General features: G+C 60.1%; 17 protein-coding genes and 1 tRNA gene. 8 read left to right on the top strand and 10 right to left on the bottom strand.

Annotation, left to right across the window (positions count from 1 at the left end; genetic code table 11):
* Window positions 1-40 precede the first annotated feature (40 nt).
* The 3 genes from UCMB321_RS22970 (at window position 41) to UCMB321_RS30315 (ending at window position 1,697) form a co-directional block, all read left to right on the top strand.
* Complete coding sequence (locus UCMB321_RS22970) at window positions 41-307, top strand: ParD-like family protein (RefSeq protein ID WP_040070902.1); 267 nt, start codon at window positions 41-43, stop codon at window positions 305-307.
* Window positions 304-1,095 (top strand): type I methionyl aminopeptidase, encoded by a 792-nt coding sequence (map, locus tag UCMB321_RS22965; protein WP_040070900.1) that lies wholly within the window; start codon window positions 304-306, stop codon window positions 1,093-1,095. The genes UCMB321_RS22970 and map overlap by 4 nt, the downstream gene beginning before the upstream one ends.
* Window positions 1,096-1,385: 290 nt before the next feature.
* A complete protein-coding gene (locus UCMB321_RS30315) occupies window positions 1,386-1,697 on the top strand; it encodes a hypothetical protein (protein ID WP_425338606.1) in 312 nt (103 codons plus the stop codon).
* A 112-nt stretch (window positions 1,698-1,809) separates the two neighbouring features.
* On the opposite strand, the gene UCMB321_RS22960 is transcribed toward UCMB321_RS30315, so the two are convergent.
* From UCMB321_RS22960 to UCMB321_RS22925, 8 genes are all read right to left on the bottom strand, one after another.
* Window positions 1,810-2,445: a LysE family translocator gene (locus UCMB321_RS22960; protein ID WP_040070899.1), complete on the bottom strand. Its 636-nt coding sequence runs from the start codon at window positions 2,443-2,445 to the stop codon at window positions 1,810-1,812.
* 124 nt (window positions 2,446-2,569) lie between these two features.
* Entirely contained in the window at window positions 2,570-3,766 is a 1,197-nt protein-coding gene (locus UCMB321_RS22955; RefSeq protein ID WP_040070898.1) for an ATP-grasp domain-containing protein, read from the bottom strand.
* Window positions 3,763-5,019 carry an ATP-grasp domain-containing protein gene (locus tag UCMB321_RS22950; RefSeq protein ID WP_040070896.1) on the bottom strand — a complete coding sequence of 419 codons (1,257 nt, stop codon included), beginning with the start codon at window positions 5,017-5,019 and terminating at the stop codon, window positions 3,763-3,765. Before UCMB321_RS22950 ends, UCMB321_RS22955 begins: the two co-directional genes overlap by 4 nt.
* Before the next feature lie 43 nt (window positions 5,020-5,062).
* On the bottom strand, window positions 5,063-6,004 hold the full coding sequence (locus tag UCMB321_RS22945; protein ID WP_245220844.1) for a TauD/TfdA family dioxygenase: 942 nt from the start codon (window positions 6,002-6,004) through the stop codon (window positions 5,063-5,065).
* A gap of 156 nt (window positions 6,005-6,160) precedes the next feature.
* Window positions 6,161-8,002 (bottom strand): carbamoyltransferase family protein, encoded by a 1,842-nt coding sequence (locus UCMB321_RS22940; RefSeq protein WP_040070893.1) that lies wholly within the window; start codon window positions 8,000-8,002, stop codon window positions 6,161-6,163.
* Complete coding sequence (locus UCMB321_RS22935; protein ID WP_245220843.1) at window positions 7,999-10,110, bottom strand: iron-containing redox enzyme family protein; 2,112 nt, start codon at window positions 10,108-10,110, stop codon at window positions 7,999-8,001. The genes UCMB321_RS22940 and UCMB321_RS22935 overlap by 4 nt, the downstream gene beginning before the upstream one ends.
* A 111-nt stretch (window positions 10,111-10,221) precedes the next feature.
* Window positions 10,222-11,271 carry a hypothetical protein gene (locus UCMB321_RS22930; protein WP_040070892.1) on the bottom strand — a complete coding sequence of 350 codons (1,050 nt, stop codon included), beginning with the start codon at window positions 11,269-11,271 and terminating at the stop codon, window positions 10,222-10,224.
* Window positions 11,272-12,147: 876 nt separating this feature from the next.
* Window positions 12,148-12,489: a DUF6124 family protein gene (locus UCMB321_RS22925; RefSeq protein WP_040070890.1), complete on the bottom strand. Its 342-nt coding sequence runs from the start codon at window positions 12,487-12,489 to the stop codon at window positions 12,148-12,150.
* A 417-nt stretch (window positions 12,490-12,906) separates the two neighbouring features.
* On the opposite strand from UCMB321_RS22925, the gene UCMB321_RS30835 reads away from it, so the two are divergent.
* From UCMB321_RS30835 to UCMB321_RS22910, 4 genes are all read left to right on the top strand, one after another.
* Window positions 12,907-13,230, top strand: coding sequence for a hypothetical protein (locus UCMB321_RS30835; protein WP_157016045.1), 324 nt, complete (start codon window positions 12,907-12,909; stop codon window positions 13,228-13,230).
* Window positions 13,227-13,787: a hypothetical protein gene (locus UCMB321_RS29595; protein WP_052451345.1), complete on the top strand. Its 561-nt coding sequence runs from the start codon at window positions 13,227-13,229 to the stop codon at window positions 13,785-13,787. The genes UCMB321_RS30835 and UCMB321_RS29595 overlap by 4 nt, the downstream gene beginning before the upstream one ends.
* An 838-nt stretch (window positions 13,788-14,625) precedes the next feature.
* Window positions 14,626-15,531: a S1 family peptidase gene (locus UCMB321_RS30310; RefSeq protein WP_084615140.1), complete on the top strand. Its 906-nt coding sequence runs from the start codon at window positions 14,626-14,628 to the stop codon at window positions 15,529-15,531.
* Window positions 15,532-15,728: 197 nt separating this feature from the next.
* Window positions 15,729-15,962, top strand: a complete 234-nt coding sequence (locus UCMB321_RS22910) for a hypothetical protein (protein ID WP_040070889.1) — start codon at window positions 15,729-15,731, stop codon at window positions 15,960-15,962.
* Window positions 15,963-16,301: 339 nt separating this feature from the next.
* On the opposite strand, the gene UCMB321_RS22905 is transcribed toward UCMB321_RS22910, so the two are convergent.
* Together UCMB321_RS22905 and UCMB321_RS31880 are read right to left on the bottom strand one after the other, a co-directional pair.
* Window positions 16,302-16,378, bottom strand: a tRNA-Met gene (locus tag UCMB321_RS22905).
* A gap of 115 nt (window positions 16,379-16,493) precedes the next feature.
* Window positions 16,494-17,648: a methyl-accepting chemotaxis protein gene (locus UCMB321_RS31880; protein WP_422393937.1), complete on the bottom strand. Its 1,155-nt coding sequence runs from the start codon at window positions 17,646-17,648 to the stop codon at window positions 16,494-16,496.
* 1,399 nt (window positions 17,649-19,047) lie between these two features.
* On the opposite strand from UCMB321_RS31880, the gene UCMB321_RS22895 reads away from it, so the two are divergent.
* A complete protein-coding gene (locus tag UCMB321_RS22895; RefSeq protein ID WP_040070885.1) occupies window positions 19,048-20,988 on the top strand; it encodes a methyl-accepting chemotaxis protein in 1,941 nt (646 codons plus the stop codon).
* Window positions 20,989-21,135: the final 147 nt, after the last annotated feature.

Genomic DNA, 21,135 nt, shown 5'->3' with positions numbered 1-21,135 from the left:
CTAATATACGATTCATATGCATTTCGTATCGGGTGGAATGATGGGTATCGTAAAAATTTCAGAGAGCATGCATGAGCAGCTGCGCGTCGCCAGCGATGCGTTGAGTCGTTCGATCAATGCCCAGGCCGAGCACTGGATGCGCATAGGGATGCTTGCGGAGCTGCATCCCAACCTGGATCACCGCGACATCAGCCGCTTGCTGGTTCGTGCCGAGCTGGCGGGCGGCCTGGATTTGAAACAGCTGTGCGCGCTCGCGGATCTTTCGCAAGGCTCCCAGGTTCATGCCGCACCAGGAGCCCAGCAATGAAGGCGAACATCAAGATCAATACCCCGGCGCAAATAGCCCAGTCCGGCACGGCGGGCAGGTTGGCCGCCGAGGTGCTGGCCATGATCGCTCCCCACGTCAAGGCGGGGGTCACCACCGACGAACTGGATCGGCTTTGTCACGACTACATCGTCAACGTGCAGAAGGCCATTCCCGGCAATGTCGGCTATCACGGCTTCCCGAAGACCGTGTGCGCCTCCGTCAACGAGGTGGTCTGCCATGGCATCCCTTCGGCCAGGGTCCTGAAGGATGGTGACATCGTGAATATCGATATCGCCGTGATCAAGGATGGCTGGTACGGCGACACCAGCCGCATGTACTTCGTCGGTGAGCCCAGCCCGCAGGCGCGACACCTGGTCAATACGACGTATGAAGCCATGTGCGCCGGTATTCGCATGGTCCGCCCCGGCGCTACGCTGGGCGACATCGGTCACGCGATTCAGAGCGTGGCCGAGCGGGACGGCTTCAGTGTGGTGCGCGAATACTGCGGTCATGGTATCGGCAAGGTCTACCACGATGAGCCGCAGGTCCTTCATTACGGCTGGCCGGGCCAGGGCCTGAAGCTGAAAACCGGCATGATCTTCACCATCGAACCCATGCTGAACGCCGGCAAACGCCATGTGAAGGCCCTGGCCGATGGCTGGACGGTGGTCACCAAGGATCACTCACTCTCGGCCCAGTGGGAGCATATGGTGGCCGTCACGGATGACGGTTTCGAGGTGTTGACCCCTTGGCCAGACAGGCATGATGAGTATCCGGCAATTGTTTAGGTATATGAGTGCCGTTTTATAGATGCAGAAACTTGTCAAAGTTTGATGTTGGAATGGCTGGATAAAGTCATTCGTGGGGTTGTTTTCTTTTTCATGAAACCGCTGGGCATGGATACCCGGCTCAGCGCCGCTTTGAGGTACCGGATGCGATACAAACTTTACGAAGTATTTACTTGATCGCGTCGCGTATTCTCCAAAAAAAACTGTCTGAGAGGTATACCCGGAGATATTATTAAGGCCGTAGGTTCGGTGCAAAAAGAGGACTTATCATGATTAGCCGACTCTCAAGAATGAAAGTAGCCATCTTGCTCGTGGGCGTACTCGCCGTTGCGGGGCAAGCCGAGGCCCGTGGTGGGTACGGTTACGGCTACCATCATCATGGCTACGGATGGGGTTGGGGTGGTCCGGCTCTATTGGGGGCAGTGGTCGGCGCTGCCGTGGTGGGCTCGGTTGTCGCCTCCCAGCCTCCGGTTTACGTCCAACAACCGGTTTACGTTCAGCCGCAGCCGGTGTATGTCCCACCGCCGCCGGTCTACTACCAGACACCGCCACCGCCGCCACCGGGCTACTACTACCAGCTGCAACCGATTCCGTCGCGTTAGGCGCTTGTGGCTCATCGTCACATTATATTTTGAGAAAGAAAAAGCCCCAGAGCATGGCGAGTGCCTGGGGCTTTTTGTATGGCTGATAGCTTGCGCAAGGCCCGCTCTTCTATCAGGTCATTGGCTTGCGCAGCAGGATATCGACCGCAAACACGCCGAGTACAGTTCCGGAAAGCCATCGCTGGGTGCGCATGGCCGAGGGGCGTTTGGTCAGGTAGTTGCTGACGCTGGAGGCGGCCAGGACGATCATGCCGTTTACGGTGACGGCAATGACGATCTGTACCAGTCCCAGTTGAATGAACTGCTGCAAGGTCGATCCCGCGGAAGGATCGATGAACTGGGGAATCAGCGCGGAGTACATGAGCGCAATCTTCGGATTCAGCAGGTTCGTCACCAACCCCATCGTGAACAGCCGCTTCGGCGAGTGAGGCGGCAACTCGCGCGCCTCGAAGGGGGAGGAGCCCCTGGGCTTGAGCATGTTCCAGGCCAGGTAGCCGAGATAGAACGCGCCCGCGATCCGGACGACGTCGTAGGCCACCGGCACGGCCTTGAACAAGGCCGCCAGCCCTAGTCCCGAAGCCAGTAGGTAGCACACGAAGCCCAGGGCCACGCCCGCCAGGGAAATCATCCCCGCCAACCGCCCTTGGGAAAGCACCCGCGAGGTCAGGTAGATCATGTTCGGTCCAGGTGTCAGTACCATGCCCAGGGCGATGATGGCCACACCGGCCAGGTTTTCCGGCGCCACCATCAGCGTGCTCCTTCGTCTACAGAGGAGTGGGCGGTCGGCTGCTGTCCGCGCCCGTCGAGACTGGCCAAGGTACGGTCGCACACCTCGCCAATGCCAGGATTGGCATCTGTTGCAACTGCTGTTCTCACGATTGAATGCTCCATGATTCGGTTAACTGTTCGAAAACCTTCCCCACATCGTGTACCAGCGCGGGACCATCGAAGCTGCGCAGGCGCAGGCGGGTCCTGGCGCCCTCATAGACACCGCTGGCGGAGCGCTCCAGGTCCTGCGGTTGGGCCCAGTACAGGGTCCCCAGGCCATCGCCCGGCGAGCTGCCGCGCCGGGCGATCACCCAGGCACCCCGCTCGCGGTGCAAGGGCCTGCCCTCATTGCTGCGGCTGCGCGCAAGGTCCCTGTAGCGGGTGGATGCCCCGGTCTGGAGTTCCCAGGCGATCCCCAGCAGATCGATATCCCGCACCTCCCGCCAGAGGAACGGAATTTCGGCACCGCCGACCCGGGCACCAATCTCGAGGAACAGCAACTCGTCACCCCGGTCGAACAGTTCGAGGTGAAAGACGATTTCCCGTCCCGGCGCGAAGGTTGCCAGCAACTGCTCGACGTGCCGGGCAATCCGCTGCTCGTCCTCGCCTTCCTCCAGTTCGATGCTGCCCAGCGGACTGTCCGGACCGAAATCGGCACAACTGTTCACATAGCGCGACGCCGTGACCACCACGATCCGCTGCCCATCCCACCAGCCGTCTACGTGCAGGATGGGAGCGGCGCAGTAGACCTGGACCATCATGGGTTCCACGGCCTGCTGCAACTGATCAAGATCCCCGGGACCGCGAAGGATCTTCACGCCGCGGCTCGCTGTGCCATAGCGAGGCTTGAGTACCAGCGGATAGCCATGCTCGGCCGCCAGTTGCTCCACGGCTTCGCGGGAATCGGCGGCCACCGCCGGCAGCACGCTGATCGACGTCTGCCGGCCGGCGATCTCCAGCATGGTGAGCTTGTCGCGAAACCGCTCGGTCCAGGCCACCACGTCGCCCGGCACCGCCCATCGTTCGCGAATCGACGCGGCATTGAGCAGGTCGCCTTCATTGAGGGCGACCACCAGCGCCGGAGCGCCGTGCCGCTCGACCAGGCGTTCGACCTCGGCCATGACCGCCCCGGCATCGTCCAGCGAGGCCAGCGTCGAACTCGACGCCAGGCGCTCGCTCGGCAGCGACGCGAGGGATTCGGGCGTGCAGATCGCCCGAATCATCATGCCCGCCGGCAACTCGTATCGGTCGTAGAGAGCTTGGGAGCCGACCCAACGATGCAAGCAGAGCACGTAGCTCATGCCTTGGGCTCCACGATGAAGTGGACCGCCTCCACCAGTTCGTCGCCGATCCGCACGGCGTCCTCACGCGAGAGGCCCGTTGCCAGGACATACCCCGAGACGCAGTCGGCCACGGTGTCGAGCGGTGGAATCTGGTCGCCCTCGTGCTTCTGGATGACCACGGCACGCTCGGCCTGGCCCAGCTCGAACAGGAACGGCAGGAACACCAGCGGCGTCTCGCCCTGCCGGGTGTGACGCACGTCGACGTCAGGCTTGAGGTCGAGCTCGACCTTCTTCACCTTGCCAGGTGTCGGGACGAAGAACTGGATCGCCGCACCGGCCTTCGGCTCGGGTGATACCTCGGGCAGGGTATCGATACCCAGGGGCACGGTCAGGAACATCCGGTTCAGGTCCAGGCCGAACGCGCGCCGCACCAGCTCCGGGGCACCCGAACCGGCCAAACGGGCGTGGGATTCGAGTACCCGGGGGCCTTTCGGCGTCAGCACGAACTCGCTGTGGGAAGGACCTTCCTCCAGCTCTACGGCGTCGAGCAGGCGGCAGGTCATTTCCTTCAGCTCTTTCAGCCATTTCTTGGCCTCGGTGCTTGGCGTGCTGACCTCCCACTCGACGTACTTGTCGTTCATGCGGTACTGCGAGTAGCCGATCGGCAGGTGGCGGCGCTTGAAGGAGAAGGAGTCCACGCTGACGACCGGCCCCTCCAGGTATTCCTCGATGATGATGTGCTTGACGTCGGCGTCCTGCAGCGCTTGCCAGGCCTGGGTGGCGGAGGCTTCGTCATCGCAGGGATGGATATGCAGGCTGGCGACGCCTTCGGCCGGCTTGAGTACCGACTTGCCATGCTGTTTGACGAAGGTGATGGCGTCCTGCGCGCGGGTGACATGGCGATAGGCGACCGGGCTCAGGTCATGCTTGGCCAGCAGCTCGCGCATGGCCACCTTGTCCTTGAGCAGGCGCGCGGTCTTGTAGGAAACCCCGGTGAGGCCGAAATGGTCGACCACCTTGCCCGTCGACTCGCCCGCCACTTCGGTGGTGGTGATGATGCGATCGAACGGACGTTCGCGATGCAGGGGTTCGAGCACCTTGATGATCGCCTCGGCGTCGTCGATCCGGGCATGCACCACCCGTTCGCAATGGGCGACGATCTCCTGCTCGTAGTCACCCTCCTGGTGCACCAGCACTACGTCGATACCCAGTTCCTTGGCCCCGTGAATGGGGGCGGGGCGGCCACCGACTACTGCGATACGCTTGTTCATGCATGAACTCCCTATTTATCGTGATGGGTCTTGAAGAAAAGGTTCAACTGCCGTACACCCTGCGCAGCCAGCGTGCCTCGCTGTTGGGCATGGGTTGGAACGCCTTGCGTCGGTGCAGCACGCGGGCGTTCTTGAAAATGAAGAAGTCACCCGGCTGCAGCACCACCGCTATACCCTGCGCATCGCGCAGGCATTGGCACAGGAGCCCGAGGGCTTCTTTGCTGTCCGGGTCGAGCGCCGCCACGATGCCGTCGTCGAAGCGCAGGCGATAACCGCTATCGCCCTGCTCCAGGATCGGCAGCACCTTCTGCTGGCCATCGAAGCCCTCGTTGGACGCGGGGGCCCCGAAGGTGTAGGCAGGCCTCTGCAACTGGAACAGCGCCCAGTCGGGCAGCTGCGAGACGATGTGATCCACACAGACGATGTCGGTGGAGGCGCGTTCGAGGTTGCGCACCGCGGTAAAGGCCAGGAAGTTCGGCACGGATTCCGTGACATCCTGGCTCTGGTCGTCGAAGGGCCAGTTGGGATTGTCGGTGTGCCAGAAAAACTCCACGTCCGCGCCCCAGGAGCTCGTGGTGCCCGCCGCCTCCGGCACTGGCACCACGTTCCTGACCAGCTTGCCGTGGTTCTCGTACTCGACCGCATGCGGCTTGACCCCCAGCAGTCGCAGCATGCCGAACTGCAGCAGGTCGAAGTCCAGGACGCACTGGGCATTGGGCAGGAAGCCATTGCACGGCGTCGCGACCTCCGTGGAGAGCGCAATGCCCCGCAGCAGCAGTGCCTTGTACGGGCTGGCGGGGAACGCCCGGATCGCCTCGACGATGTCGCTGCCCAGCACGCCGCCCAGCCAATCCCCGCCGACTTCTCCCACGCTGTCGGCACAGTGCGGCGTGTCGGCCAGCCTCGCGCGACAACCTTCCAGGCCGGTCAGGTCGGGCTCGTGGATGACCATGACCTGGACCATCGAAGCCTGCTGAACATCCATGGCCATGACGCTCATGATTTGCGGTTCAGGTATGAGCTGACCTTGGGGTCCGGTCGGTGGGCGAACGCGGTGGTTCGGCGGATAAACATCCCCAGTGGCAAGATCAGGTAGAGCAGAACGTAATTCATGGTGCACCTTCCCTAGTGAATGAAATGATCAGTCCAACGGCACGGTCTCGCGCCAGTCCACTGCCTCCTCGAACTGCGGTTGTTCCGACTTTTCCAGGTAGAAATCGCCGATCGCCAGCACATCGATGTTGGTGCGCATGAAGCAGCGATAGGCCTCGAACGGCGTGTTCACGATGGGTTCGCCCCGCACGTTGAACGAGGTGTTGACCAGTACGGGACACCCCGAACGCTGGTGGAAGCGCTCAAGCAGCGCTCGGAACCGCGGGTTGCGCTCCCGGTCCACGGTTTGCACCCTGGCCGAGAAGTCCACGTGGGTAATCGCCGGCAGCGTGCTGCGCGCCACCTTGAGCAGGTCGATGCCGGTCAGTTGCGCCTGTTCCTTCGGGATCACCTTGCGAATGGCCTCGGCCACTGGCGAGACCACCAGCATGTAGGGGCTTTCCTCGACAATGTCGAAGTACTCCGCCGCTTCTTCCTCAAGCACCACGGGCGCGAAGGGGCGGAAGGATTCGCGAAACTTGATGCGCAGGTTCATCGTCGTCTGGGTATCCGCGCGGCGTGGATCGCCGAGGATCGAACGGGCGCCCAGCGAGCGTGGACCGAACTCCATCCGCCCCTGGAACCAGCCGATGACCCCGCCGTTCTCGATGCTGGTGATTACCCGCTGGTCGACCTCCTCCGGCGAGAGCCTGTGGAAAACCGCGCCGCAGGCTTCCAGCTCGTCCCTGATCTGCTCCTCACTGTATTGCGGGCCGAGCAAGGCGCCGCTCATACCGTCAAGGACGCCAGTGGGCAGTTCGCGGCGGGTTATCCTGCGGTGTTTGCGGTCGGTCAGCAGCGCGGCGCCTAGCGAGCCACCCGCATCGCCCGCCGCCGGTTGCACCCACAGCCTGTCGAAGGTTCGCTCGCGGGAGATCACGCCATTGGCCACGCAGTTGAGGGCAACGCCGCCGGCCATGCACAGCGATGTCTCGCCGGTGAGCTCACGAGCCGTCTTGGCCAGGCGCGACACGATGATTTCCGTGACCTTCTGTACCGATGCCGCCAGGTCGAACTCGCGTTCGGTCAGTGGCGCCTCGGGCAAGCGCCGGGGCCCACCGAACAGCTGCTCGAAGGCCTCGCCTGTCATCACTTCGCCGTTGATGAACTCGAATCGGGTCCAGTCGAGCCTGAAGCTGCCATCGGGCTTGACGTCGATCAGGTTCGACAGGATCTTGTCGACGTAGGTCGTCTTGCCATAGGGCGCGAGTCCCATGAGCTTGTATTCGCCGGAGTCCACCTTGAAGCCGCAGAAATAGGTGAACGCCGAGTAGAGCAGGCCCAGCGAATGGGGGAAGGACAGCTCCGCCACCAGCTTGATGCCGTCTGCCTTGCCGTGCCATAGGGTGGTCGTCGCCCATTCGCCGACGCTGTCGATGCACAGGATCGCGGCGCTCTCGAACGGACTGGGGAAGAACGCCGACGCGGCGTGGGACGCGTGGTGGCCATGCACTTCGATCCGGCGACCGTCCCGGTCTCCCATCGCTTTCAGGTGACGCACGACCTCACGGTCCATCCGTCGCTTGGTCGACAGCCAGTCGCCAAGCGCCGGCGCATAGGTACGCACGGCCGAAAGCCCGGCCACGACGGCGGTCGAAAGCACGCGGCGGAACTTGAGCACCGGGTCTTCGTAATAGGCGACATGGTCGACGTCGGCCAGCTTGAGGCCCGCGTGCGCCAGGACGTACTCGATGGCCAGGCGTGGAAACCCCGGGTCATGGCGGACCCGGCTGAAGCGCTCTTCCTGGGCGGCGGCAACGATCTTTCCGTCCACCACCAAGGTGGCCGCACTGTCGTGATAGAAGGCAGAGATGCCCAGCGTGCACGTCATAGCAGCGCCCTCACTTTCTTGCGAAATTTATCCAGCATTGTTTGCTCCCTGGGTGGATTGAGCGCGACGAATCCGGTACGGACCCGCGCCCACATAGCGTCACGGTCACTTCGAGGAAATACGCTGAGGTAGGCATCCAGGCTGGCGGCAGCCCATGCCGTATGGCCGGTGGAAATGTTGTCGATGGAGTTGTGCAGGTCCACGAACATCGTCGGATAGCCATAGGCGACCAAGGCCTTGTGGGTCCGCCGATAGCCGCCACCGACTCCGGAGAGTTCCATCGCCAGGTTCAGCCCGAGGATCTCCGGGCAGTAGGTCTGGGAATACCGCCTGATCGATAACCAGAACACGGGCAGTTCGAAGTCGTCGTCGTTGAAGCAGGCCGCATTGGCGTAGCCAGGGTCGGCGGTGGCCGGTAACTCGCCCTGTATCGCCTTGAGCAGATGGCGGTAGATGATGGGGTGGTTCTGAGCCTCGATGCCGTTGCCCAGCTCATCGAAAAGCGTTTCGAACAGTCGGCTGCCGTACGCCGTGGAGGCCACCGCCGGATGGGCGAACCCGGCCAGCCAGGCACCGTCGATCATCGTCAGTGGCGCCAGGGACAGGATATCGGCCACCACGTCCTCGCGGGACGGCAGCTCTTCGTCCTGTTCCAGTGCCTGGTTGGACGCCACGTGCTGGCCCTGCAACCACTGGCGCAGAACACCGGGCGCCCATTGCTCCGGCAATGGGCAACGTCCGTCGGCGACGCCACGTGCGGCCCTGGCAAGCCAGCGCGTCACGTAGTGTCCGCTGTAGTGTTCCTCGGCCGGCGTGAGTTCCACCCGCAGCAGGCGCGGGTAGGCCTGTCGCGGGCTGAGGCTGGCCGCCAGGACCGGCGCCTCGATGTCCTCCCGGATGGCCCCGACGAGCCGGCCGTCGTCCTTCCACATCTGGCAGGCCGCGGCTTGCAGGGGCGCATCGGCATAGGGCAAGCCGGCGATCCAGCGATGAAGAATGGCGATGTCGTCGCGACTGAAGATGCGGAACATCTTGCCCCGCGGCGAAATCAGGCTGGTGAGCAGCGGACTCGACTCCGGCTGGCCCGCCCTCACGTAGGTGCTGGCGGCGAGGTGGTCGAGGAACGCCAAGGCATCGTCGACCTCCAGCAAGGGCTTCATCGGCACCTTGTTCAGTCGCGTTTTCTCATGGTACTGGCAAGCATCCAGCCGGCGACGGCTGATCAGGTGACGCGCCGCCTCCCTCGGATCGAGCCAGCGCTCAAGCACATGGAGCAGCGCCTCGCTCATCGCCTCGGTCTGCCAGCGCGCCCACAGGTAACCCTGGCGTACACCCTCGTGGCCGGAGTCCCCCGCGTGCACGAGGAACTCGCGCACGGCCGTTTCAGCGAGCGCGGCGAGGTCATCGGTACCACCGGCGGGGTCACGACGCAGATCGAGGAATTGGCCGGCGGACGGCTCATCGTGAGTGATGAACTCGAACGAGGGCAGCAGCCCGCAATGACGCAGGTACAGGTTGGCACCCAGGACCTGAGCCATCAGCGACTCCGGGAAATACCCCAACAGGACCAGGGTCGAGGCGAAGTTGAAGGCCCCATCCGAGATCCTCGGGTCGGCCCCGGCCCGCAAGAGGTCTTCGCCGGCATCCGCCAGCCCATGCTGACGCAGCAACTCCTGATAGCGCTGGATGCGACTGGCCGCCGGCTGACCGACACCCACATCCGCCGCATGGATTCTCAGCGCTGCCATCGCGTAGCGCGCTTCGTTGTTCCAGCTGCCACACAGCCCATGAATCAGGTACTGGGTGCCGATCAGCAATGGCGCCGACTCCAGCGCCGCTTTGGCCCGCAGCGCCCGGGCACCTGCTTCGTCAGCCTGGAGCGCCTGCGTCAACCTGCTGAATCCTTCGCGCACGGGGCGCAGCCGTTCGAATGCAACGCCTGGCAGCCCGGCCAGGATCGTCTCGTTGGTGAAGTCGAGGTCTGCCAGGTCTGCTCCGGGCACCGCATCGAGGCAGGTGCGCAGGGAAGCCGACGTAAACAGACGCCTGGCTTCTTCCCCGGCCTGGGCCCCGAGGAAGCTGGAAAAGATCTGCCGATTAGTCTTCATCAGTACATTGGATAAATAGAGGAATTGTTTTTCTTCTTGGCTTTTTTCTTTCTCTTGAACAGCCCGCCCAGTGCCTTGCGAATTCGCTTTAACATAAAGCCTCCTCAATCCTTATTGCAGGTTTCGATGAATGGCGCGTGCTACGACATCACTGCCAAGGTCGGTATAGTGCGCGCGGTCGACAAATAACCATTCATCGCTCGGGCGTTGACGTAAATCATCGACCAGATTGCAGAATCGAATACCCCGTGCATGACAACCGCTGGCCAGGTTATCGGCGTAATGGTCCGCGACGGCGGGATCCGATATATCACCATACAAGTTTTGCCACGTACCAAATCGGGAAATCTGGTCAAGTTCATCGAACAGCTTCTGCTCTTCGGTGCAGGGCTTTCTTACCCAGGTCGCGAGGGGCTGCATGAGAAATGACAGTTCCGCGCCGAGAGAGTCTGCAAGCCGTTTCCACGTGGTCAGACAATTAAGCGTGTCTTCGCCGGCGCGTGCCACTGTGTGTGCAATCGGTGGTACCGCGGTTGTTTCGGTCGGCCACTTTGGAAGTTTGACGGGTGGCAGTTCGCCGCCATTTTCCTCGGCAATTTCATCAAACTTTTCATAGTAATCGCCGCAGAAGTGGTACGGCGGCAGGTCACCGCGAATGAACTCGGGAAGACGGGCCATGACCAGTGTGTTGAAGCCGCCCAGGACCACGATCTTGCGCACTTTGGGCAAGCGGTGGAGATGAAGCACGAACAACATCAGTTCCTGGGTCGAATTGAAGCAGTGTCCGGCGAAATTCAGCCATGGCGTACCGTCGGGATCCTGCGCGGCAAGGCGGCTCGCCACCGAGGCGGCATCGCTGGAGGCCCCGTATCCCAAGGCTGACGAGGCCCCGACCAGCAGATTGACGGCCTTCGGGGCGTGCGTCCCCAGGCTAGCGGCACTGATCGGTTGGCCTTGCGCATCATGGGCGATCCGAAAGCCGAGCCGGTCGGTATTGATCGATGGCGAACGGTAGTCGGCGGCATTGAAACCCATGACATAGGGCAAGTACTGGGAACGACCACGACTGGCGAATCGATCGTAGTCGAGCATCTGCGGTGTCAACTTCACACGTTCCAGACTGGGATCATCAAGTGCGATGCGCTTGCGACTTTTGAACATGGCCAAGCCACTCCTTGAGTAAGAACAGGAATTCCATTTGATCAGAACTGCTTTTTTTTTAAAGCGAACGCCGCCCTACAACTAACGAAGTTATAATTTCGAAAATTGCGAACAGGCTAACAACGGCCAACGACAGGCCGGATAGCATGAATGTCAGTTATTGCGAACTAGCACTTTCTAAGGTGTGAAAGTCGAAATTAATTCAGGTGAGATGGGGGCAATGGAAGTCGCACCGCGAGGCGGTGAGAAAGAAGTGTGATGAGCGGATATTGTTGTCAGGAGGAATAATTTTGGAATATTGCATATTGCAATACGGTGCTGCCGAGAGTTTTCACGCATCGGTGTATTCCTTTACTTTATTCCCTCCAGATCCCTCCAGAGGCTCATTTGTAGCATCGATTCTAGGCGTTAAATTCTGGCTGTCAATGTGTAACAAGGTGTATTTCATCGGCGAATACGAAAATTTTTGTATTTTGCTAATTGTGGACGATCGTTTCACTAACAGCGTGACCGGTTTCTAAACTTTAACGCATCGGTCAGGATATTGTTTCTTCTTCGGTCTTTTACCCCGTAGCTGCTTGGCTTTCGTCAGGATTCGATGAGTGCTGTGCAACCGCCGATCAGGCGATCAAACAGCGCGTCGACCACTGTCGGGTCGTTGGTCCGTCCATGCCGCTGATGACCGGCGGTTGGCTGGTCAGTGCCCTCGACCGGGAGCTGGTGCGGTCGTCGATCTTTCCTTGAGAGAAAGAAAAGCCCCAGGGCATCGCGAGTGCCTGGGGCTTTCTTGTGTTGTAGCGGTGAGGTTTTTGAAGGCAAAAAGGGAGCGGGGTATGAGAGGGCGTTCAGCCAGTGCCTCCCATCGCACGGCTCTTGTCAGCCCGGCACAGCCATTTCCTCTATCACCGAGTCCACCTGCCGCTGTGCCAGCTCGATCAGATGCACGATGCCCATCGCCACCTTGCGGTTGGCACCTGTGAGGTTGTCGGCATTTTCATAGGCGGTGGCGGCAGCGGAGTCGAGGATTGAGCTGGCGTTGACCAGGGCGTCTTCGCGGTTTTGGGAGGTGGGTGGGTGTTTGTGCGGTGTTGTGGAGCTGGGCGGTTTTGGCGCTTGGCCTTCTGGCTGCAGGTAGTGAGACAGGGCGCGGTCGACAGCTTGTGGATCGATGCTTTCGACAGTGGATGAAATGGGTGGATTAGGCGTTACCTTGAACATGATGAATCTCCAATCAAATCGGTTGGAGCCGACACCATCGCTGCTAAACGATTTTGGGGTGGCAGCTGTACGCAGGTTAGCAGACCGGTCGATTGGAGAACCCGGCGCACCCGAAGGTGCCCTGCGCACAGCCACCATAAAAGGCAGGCAATAAAAAGCGCCTGACTAAAGGGGGCGCTGTGCGCCAATCGACTCCGGGCTGCTAAACCCGATCACTGATTTGGCAGTGACGACTCAAGGCTAGCCAGCGAAATCGGTAGGCGCAACAGGGCGGGAGTTTCTAGGAAATTTCAGGCAAGGGAAAGAGAGATGTCTTGCTGGTCGAGGAAAAGCACTGGGGGATAAGGTATGCATTTGGCTGGATGGGAACCGTCTCTTGCCGGTGCTCGGAAGACACTCACTCAGGACGACCACACGATGAACAGTAGTGATCAGCCGATCACGGCTTTGAGCGATGCTCCAGTACTGAATTTTGAAGACGCAGTTCGCTTTTTCCAAAATATCACCCCTGACGGCAAATGCTTTGCTTGCGGAACAGACAAGTGGGAAATTCCATTTTTTGGCGCTGGCCTGCAACGATGCGTGCTGATACCGACAGGAATGTCACAAGGGGGGAAATCAACCTATAGCCTGAATCTCGTCTGCACCCATTGTGGGCTTTCCAGGACTCATGACGTGGGAACAATTCTGTCATGGGTTGAGAAAAATCCTGCGGAGAAGCCCGGGGGCGTGGAGCAATGAGCCAATATCGGGGGGTAGAGCTTTTCAAGGATGAGCACCTACCCAAAGCGTCTTTTGTGAGGCGTGACATGGTCGAGGAAAAAATTGATACTGGGCCTATGACAGATATCACTCGCGACGAACTGACTTCAACCTTATCCGCCATCGAAGAGCGGATGGATAAGCGCGTTGAACGCATGGAGAGGGAAACAGACCGGCGCGCTGATGAGTTTCGAAAAGAGATCGGCTTGCGCGACGAGACAATTCGACGCGAGCTTGACCTGCGACGCGAGTCGTTCCTTGCTGAGCAGGCGATTCGCGATAAAGCCTGGGATGAGAAGTTTTCTGGGTTTCTTGCCGCTCAGTCAGAACGCGACAAAAGGCTCGATGAGTCTGTAGCGAATATCAGAGACGATATATCGCACCTTGGCAGTTTGAAGCTGAACATCTGGGGGGCAATGCTGACTGCGGTCGGTATAGGAATAGCTGTTGCCGCTCTGAGCGTCACCTTCTATCAGACAGGAAAGGTGGATAAGCCCACTCCAGCGCCAGCACCGATCACGACGCCTGCAAAATAGCGGTATCAGTAGGGTGGTATCGGTAGCCCGGCCCTGCGCCGGGCTTTTCGTTCTTGCCTTCCCTACCTTCCAGACATAAAAAACGGCCTACCTTACGGTAAGCCGTTTTTAGTACTTGGTGGTACACAGACATTTGAACTGGATAGGTAAGATGCTGTATTTATTGGTTATTTGTCGTTGCGTTTTTTCAAGGGACGCACCATGGGATGCACAGTGCCGTCTGCTGGGTGTTTTTGGTCGGCGTCAGACCCGCCGAGCAAGGCTGTAGAGGATCGTGGTTTCGATCCCGACGAACGGTAGACCCGCTCTGACGAAACCGCCGAAGGTGCAAAGGCGTGGTCACTGTCGCCACACCACCTGGATCAACTGAGCATCGCCACACTTTGCGGAGATGGTGCTGGCGCCATGTGGTATTTCCACCACACTGACGCGCTCTTGCCCATACCTCGTTCCAGCTCCACCCCGTATCAGGGGAGTGCTCATTCATGGGGTGTTTCCGCAATGGGATCATTCGACATCGCTTAGGAGAGCTTTTGCCTCATTCATGGGGTTGGTTTTCACCACTGGCATTGGCGATCAGGGGAGGGGTGTTCTTACCCATTGTTTAAGCGATCGGGTGGGTGGTGTTCTTACCCGGTCTTGATGGCGTGGACACTGGCCGCTGACATCGACAGTCGCGTCTCAAAGTTGGCAGCAATGCCTGGGCTCCCATTTCGGTAGGGCAGCTGTTGTGTGCCAGATTCTTAAAGGTTTTCGGCGTGCTTTCCATCAACTGATCTATTCTCCGCATTTCGAATGCAGATTCGAATCGGTTAAAAGCATCCAAGGAGAATGACTTATGGCTATTCCGCACACTCCAACATTTGTTCCGCAGCCTGTTGATACCCCCGTATCCGAGATCGCTTTGCGGGTACTTGTTGAGTTTGCAGGAGGGGAAACTCATGTCATCGGTACCGCCGTGGTTATTGCAAGCTATTTGGCTGTTACCGCTGGTCACGTCTTGGACGATATCACTACTAGATTCGGGTTCGGTCAACCGGAAGGTAACGAACAGGTAATTTCCGATTACGCCATAAGGCTCTATCAATTAACCCCAGGGCGTGTATACACAGTGTGGAACGTCTTTACGGCCTGGCGTTGCCCAGACTCGGATTTGGCGCTTTTACATCTCGGACTACACAGCAGTAGTGACCCAACAAAACCAATTGCGTGGCGAACACCACCAGTGCATTTCACGACACCTTCTGTAGGTTCTCCGATAGCTGCTTTTGGATACCACAGCTCAGTAACACGGACGACTCCAAATGCGGATGGTGGTTACCATCTCGATCTTGACGATAAGCCCACAACATCAACTGGTGTTGTTGAGGAAATACTACCTGCCGGTCAACCCAGTGGTAACTTTACCTTTCCATGCTTTCGCGTTGCGGCGCGTTTTGACGGTGGAATGAGCGGAGGGCCTGTATTCGATGAGGCTGGGATGCTGAGAGGGATCATTTCAGGCACCTTGTCCGCAGGTGATGATATTGATCCCCCAATCAGCTACGTATGCATGTTATGGCCTCTTTTGCGGCTTTGTATTGACGTGAATCGTGGCGATGCTCATCCCCGAGACGTGGAGTACCCATTGATTCACTTGGTGCGTGATGGGCTTATCAACTCCCAACCTTCTAGCCTTGAAGGTATTCATCCTTCCCTGATCAGTAGTTGGATGAATGCTGAAGCAAGGCCTTTTAAGTCATAGCTATCCACCGAAAAGGCGCAACAGAGTAGAAGTTTCTAGGAAATTTCAGGCGAGGGAAAGGGAGATGTCTTGCTGGTCGAGGAAAAGCACTGAGCGATAAGGTATGCGTTCGGTTGGATAGGGGCCGTCTACCTAGTTATTGCGGTAAAAACGGTCCATGTCATCAGTGGGGGGCAAACCCACCAGGAGGCGGCGAATTGGAAGCCCGGGTAGCAGCATTAGAGAAAGCAACCCTCGAAGTCAGGGAGCTACTTGCTCACGTTGAGACAAAACTCGACAGCGTTGAAAAGAACATGGCGACCAAGTCGGATGTGGAGGCTTTGCGCGGCTCAGTGTTAAAAGCCATCAGAGACTCAATTTGGCGGTTCGTGCAGATATCGCTCATTCTCGCAGGGCTCGCCTTCACTGCGGCAAAATTCATTCACCCGTAAAGCTAGACCGCGCCAAGCCCTGCCCAGTGATGTTGTTCACTTAAGAGTGATCTCAAGCCTGGTTTAGTTTTGTGGCGAGCGGGCTTGCCCGCGCTGGGGGGGCGAAGCGCCCCTATAACCGGCGAGCTCGGTCTATCAGGTAGGCCGAGATGATCGGTTTTGCGACTGCTTCGCAGCCGAACGCGGGCAAGCCCGCTCGGCACAAGACCGTGTTCGGCTTCCCTTAAGTGAGCAGCATCGCGGTCCAGATCCGGGTCTTTCGTTTCTGCCTTTCCCGCCCAGCACTTTTCTCCAGGCATAAAAAAACGGCCTACCTTGCGGTAAGCCGTTTTTAGTACTTGGTGGCTACACAGGGACTTGAACCCCGGACCCCAGCATTATGAATGCTATGCTCTAACCAACTGAGCTATGTAGCCAAGTGGCGCGCATTATTCGCTGGGAACGACGTTGTGTCAAGCAAATATCTGAAAATTTTCTCTACGCTATCAAAAGCTTAAGGCCCGACGGCGAAAACCGTGGGCCAACGCTGCCTCAACTCAGGCGGAAGCGCCCGGTATTGTCGCTCAGGGCCTTGCTGCCTTCGCTCAGGCTGTCCGCCGCACGGTTGACCGCGCGAGCCCCCTCCAGCAACCGTACCGCCGCCTGATCGATCTGCTGGATATTGCCGCTGACCTCGTCCGCCGTGCTGGCCTGCTCGTCCACCGCCGTGGCGATCTGCGCCAGGGTGTCGGTGACGGTCTGCACGGCGCCGGCGATTTCCACCAGCCGCTGGCCCAGCCCGGTCACCGATTGGGCATCGGTCTCGGCCTGGAGACAGGCAGCTTCCATCAAGGTCACCGCCTGGCTGACCGTGGCCCGCAGGCTGTCGACAGTGCTGGCGATCTGGGCGGTCGAACTCTGGGTGCGCTGCGACAGGCTGCGCACCTCATCCGCCACCACCGCAAAGCCACGCCCTTGCTCGCCGGCCCGCGCCGCTTCGATGGCGGCGTTCAGGGCCAGCAGGTTGGTCTGCTCGGCCACGCCGCGAATGGTATCGACCACCAACTGGATCTGCTGCCCCTGTTCGCTGACCCGACCCAGGGCCGCGGCCGTTTCGTTCAGGCGCTGGTTCAGCTGCTGGATGCTGGCGGTGGTGCGCTGGCTGTCGCGGCTGCTGTCCGAGGCGATGCGCTGGGTGTTCTGCGCGCTGCCGGACGCCTGTTCGCAACTCTGCGCCACGCCCTGGGAAGTGGCCGCCAGTTGCGTGGCCGCCGCGGCGATCTGGCTGATCTGCGCCTGTTGCGTCTCGACCTCGCTGAGGGCGCCGCTGGAATGGCTGTTGAGGGTGCGCACGGCCGCGCTCAGTTGCAGCGTCTCGTGGTCCACGCCCTGCAGGCTGCTGCGCAGTTGCACGACGGCGACGTTCAGCGCGGTACTGATGGCCGCGAGCTCGTCACGCCCCTCCACCGGCACTTGCAGGCAGAGGTTGCCGTCACGCAAGGATTCGGCCAGCAGGGTGATGCCGCTGGCGCTGCGGCGGATCGAGGCTTGCAGGCAGATGAACAGGTACAGCGCCGCCAGCAGCAGGCAACCGAAGATCCCCGCCAACAGGCTGAACTGGCGGATGGCCGCACCGTGGTAATAGTCCAGGCGGCTGTCAAGGGAGGTGAGGGAGTCCTGGCGCAAGCTGGCGAGTTCACCGAGCATCTTGTCCAGGGTCTGCTCGAAACCATCGGTCTTGAGGGTGATGCTGCCGCCGAACATGCCGTCGTCGAGCGCCTTGAGGCCGTCGTCCAGGTGTTGGAGGCTGGCATGGTAGCGCTCGGCCCAGTTTTGCAGCTCGGGTGGCAGGCGGCTTTCCAGCAGGTTGCCAGTCTTGGTCAACTGGTCACGGGCATCGCCGATACGACCGCGCAGATCCTTCAATTGCAGGCGGCTTTGCAGGCTGAACTGGCCGGAGACCACGGACGCCTGGCCGACACTGGCCAGGCGGCCGACCCGCTCGATCAGGTCCGGCGCGTGCTGGGTGGCGATTTGCGTGAGCAGGTAGGTTTCCATCCAGGGCGCGAGGATCAGGCGGCTGTCCATGGCGACCTGTTCACGCAGTGCTTGCAGCGCGCTCAGGGCGGCGGTGAAGCGATCGTAGCCGTCCGGCCACCAGCCGACCTTGCTCAGGCTGGCGGAGTCGAGGCCTTCGAGGGCGGCTTGCAGGATCTGGTAGCGTTTCAGGGTGTCGGCACCGGCCCCTTCGCTTTGCAGGGTTTGGCCCAGGCTATCGAGTGTCTGGTTGATTTCCGGTTGGGCCTTGTCCAGCGCGGCCATGGCCGCGAGGGTGGCCGGGGTCGCCTGGCGATTGGTTTCCGTGGCGCGCCAGCGGGCGGCACGGTCACGCTGGGCGGTCAGCAGGTTGTCCAGTGAGTCGAGGACCAGTAGTTGATTGACGCCGGCATGCTCTTCGGCGATCAGTGCCAGCTTGCTGCGGTAATCCTGGCCGATCAGGTACAGGCTGCCCATCAGCGGCACGATGAACAGCAGGAACAGTACCTGAAACTTGCGGGCGAACCCGAAATGGCCCAGCAGTCGAATCCCCGGTGATAGAAAAGCGTGCATGGTCGACCACTCCTTTAGGGCGCTGCGCACGATTTTGGTGCAATCGTGGCGGTTGCCATCGTTAGAAACCCCGGGAAGTTCGCCGGTGAGGCGTTGTAGGTGAACCGTTGTAGCGAAACTTCCCATTCTCGGTCCCCTTTGTAAGGGGGCGTGCTGTAAGCGCTTTAAGTACGCAAGATTCAGACCAATGGCTTTGCGCTATCAGTCATTCCGTCGGCAAAAAACCGATTGTTAGCTCTATAGGTATCCGGTCGGAGTGCACCGAAAAAAGGCACATTGCTGCACCTGCAACTGTGCAGCCATCGGTATCACGGAATCACTTCATGGATTCGGCCTTGGGTTGATGCTGATTATCGGAACAATATTTTAATTTTTTGTATGCAAAATCATGGCGAACATTTTGCTTGATCAGCCGAGGCAGGCTTGGTAGCAAATCGCTATTTGCCCGTGTAGTCTGGCCATTCGCACCTCATTTCCGCGGATGGTGATTGTCACAATGAAAATTAAAAACAAGCTTGTCCTTGCCTTTGTATTGGTCGCGTTCATCCCGGTAAGCCTGGTGGCAGTGATATCGGTGCTGAATATACGGACCCAGGCAGTCGATCAGTTTATCGATGGCAGCACCCGTGAAATACGCCAGATCGACGGCAACATCCGGCAGTTTTTCGACGGCACGCAGCAAAATGTCGATCAAATGGCTACTGATCCTGTATACACATCGGTCGCCAGCCTAAAACACTATGAGACCGCCGGTGCCGCCAGCCAGCCTCTGCCAGCGGCCGCCCGCCAGGTCATCGATATGTTCGCGCGTTATGGCGCGACGCACCCGGCGGCCGCCATCCTTTCCATCGGCCTGGAAGACGGCAGCTACGCCAAATGGCCGGATGACCCGCAACTGGCGAACTACGACCCGCGTGTGCGCCCCTGGTACAAGGCCGCCATGGCCAGCCCCGGCAAAGCGGTGCGAACCCCCGCTTACTACTACGACAAAGACAACGTGGCGCTGGTTGGTAGCGCCCGGGCACTGCTCGACGACGCGGGCAAGGCCAAGGGTGTGTTTGTCGTCAGCGTTTCGCTGAAAAACCTCACCGAGCTGGTCAAAAGCATCAAGCTCGGCGAAAGCGGCTACGTGATGCTGATCGAGGACGGCACCGTGCTGGTCGATCCCCGCGACGCCGGGCACAACTTCAAGCCGCTCAAGGACCTGGGCGAGCCCTACGCCAAGCTGGCCGCCACCGCGCAGGGGTCCACCGAGGTGCAAATCAACGGGGTCCGGTACATGGCCAATATCTGGACCTCGCCCGGCCTGGGTTGGCGCTACGTCGGTTTGATCGAGTACAGCGAAGTCATGGGCGCGGCCACCCGCATGACTTACCTGACGGCGGTTATCGTGGTCGTGCTGGTGCTGTTCTTCGCGCTGCTCGCCGCGGCGTTCGCCAAGGTCATCGTCAAGCCGATCGGCCAGGTCAGCACGGGATTGCAGTCGATCGCCGAGGGCGAGGGCGATCTGCGCCGCGATCTCGAGGTGCAGGGCAAGGACGAAACCGCAGAGCTGGCGGGTTGGTTCAACAAGTTCCTCACCGCGATACGCCAGTTGATCCAGCGTATCGGCGCCGCCTCGACGAACCTGCAGGACGCCTCGCGGGTCAACAGCGAGGTGGCCAACAACATGAACCAGGCGGCCGGTCGTCAGCGTGAAGCGGTGGAGCTGGTGTCCACGGCCTTCAACGAAATGGTCGCAACCGCCAACGAAGTGGCCCGTTCCTGCAGCACGGCAGCCGACTCCGCCGAGAACGGGCACCAGCGTGTGGCCGAAGGCAAACAGCAGATCGAGTTGACCACCGAGAACGTCAGCCGCCTGGGGCGTCGCTTGAGCGAGTCTTCCCAGGCCATGGTGGAGCTGGAGGAGGGCAGCCGCAGCATCAACCAGATTCTCGGCACCATCCGCGCCATCGCCGAGCAGACCAATCTGCTGGCGCTGAACGCGGCGATTGAGGCCGCCAGGGCGGGTGACCAGGGACGGGGTTTTGCCGTGGTCGCGGATGAGGTCAGGGCGCTGGCCAAGCGCACGTCCGACTCCACCGGGGAAATCGACCAGTTGCTCAACACCGTCGGCAGCAAGACCCAGGAAGTGTCGCAGAAAATGGAAAGTTGCCTGGAGCTGTCGCGTGCCAGTGTGTCCTCGATCGAGAGCGCCCGTGACAGCTTTGAAGGCATCCAGTTGTCGGTCAATGAAATCAGGGATCAGAACCTGCAGATATCGGCGGCGGCGGAAGAGCAGCACAGCGTGGCCGAGGAGATCAATCGGCATATCCAGCAAATCTACGACGAGGCGCAGCTGGTGGAACGCCTGGCCAGCTCCGCGCAGGAAGACTCGGGCCGGCTTTCGCACCTCTCGGATGAACTGAACGGGCTGGTGGGGCGCTTCAAGTCGTAGCGGTATTGGACAGCTCGGAATCAGCTCATGAGTGGGCTGATTGTGAGCTGATCCAGACGTTTTGCACACTTTATCCCTATATGTGGGATTGCAATTTATATATTGAGATTTTCTGCGCGTCAGGTCTATAGTCCCCTGCATCAGCTC

This window comes from Pseudomonas batumici (assembly GCF_000820515.1).
Lineage (GTDB): Bacteria > Pseudomonadota > Gammaproteobacteria > Pseudomonadales > Pseudomonadaceae > Aquipseudomonas > Aquipseudomonas batumici.
This window is presented reverse-complemented; position numbering and strand designations above follow the sequence as displayed.

Coding starts and splice junctions, on each gene's coding strand:
- map (WP_040070900.1), top strand. CDS start 304: ATGAAGGCGAACATCAAGATCAATACCCCGGCGCAAATAGCCCAGTCC.
- UCMB321_RS22970 (WP_040070902.1), top strand. CDS start 41: ATGGGTATCGTAAAAATTTCAGAGAGCATGCATGAGCAGCTGCGCGTC.
- UCMB321_RS30310 (WP_084615140.1), top strand. CDS start 14,626: ATGGCTATTCCGCACACTCCAACATTTGTTCCGCAGCCTGTTGATACC.
- UCMB321_RS22930 (WP_040070892.1), bottom strand. CDS start 11,271: ATGTTCAAAAGTCGCAAGCGCATCGCACTTGATGATCCCAGTCTGGAA.
- UCMB321_RS22940 (WP_040070893.1), bottom strand. CDS start 8,002: ATGACGTGCACGCTGGGCATCTCTGCCTTCTATCACGACAGTGCGGCC.
- UCMB321_RS22935 (WP_245220843.1), bottom strand. CDS start 10,110: ATGAAGACTAATCGGCAGATCTTTTCCAGCTTCCTCGGGGCCCAGGCC.
- UCMB321_RS22945 (WP_245220844.1), bottom strand. CDS start 6,004: ATGGATGTTCAGCAGGCTTCGATGGTCCAGGTCATGGTCATCCACGAG.
- UCMB321_RS31880 (WP_422393937.1), bottom strand. CDS start 17,648: ATGCTCGGTGAACTCGCCAGCTTGCGCCAGGACTCCCTCACCTCCCTT.
- UCMB321_RS22925 (WP_040070890.1), bottom strand. CDS start 12,489: ATGTTCAAGGTAACGCCTAATCCACCCATTTCATCCACTGTCGAAAGC.
- UCMB321_RS22960 (WP_040070899.1), bottom strand. CDS start 2,445: ATGGTGGCGCCGGAAAACCTGGCCGGTGTGGCCATCATCGCCCTGGGC.
- UCMB321_RS22955 (WP_040070898.1), bottom strand. CDS start 3,766: ATGAGCTACGTGCTCTGCTTGCATCGTTGGGTCGGCTCCCAAGCTCTC.
- UCMB321_RS30315 (WP_425338606.1), top strand. CDS start 1,386: ATGAAAGTAGCCATCTTGCTCGTGGGCGTACTCGCCGTTGCGGGGCAA.
- UCMB321_RS22950 (WP_040070896.1), bottom strand. CDS start 5,019: ATGAACAAGCGTATCGCAGTAGTCGGTGGCCGCCCCGCCCCCATTCAC.
- UCMB321_RS29595 (WP_052451345.1), top strand. CDS start 13,227: ATGAGCCAATATCGGGGGGTAGAGCTTTTCAAGGATGAGCACCTACCC.
- UCMB321_RS22895 (WP_040070885.1), top strand. CDS start 19,048: ATGAAAATTAAAAACAAGCTTGTCCTTGCCTTTGTATTGGTCGCGTTC.
- UCMB321_RS30835 (WP_157016045.1), top strand. CDS start 12,907: ATGAACAGTAGTGATCAGCCGATCACGGCTTTGAGCGATGCTCCAGTA.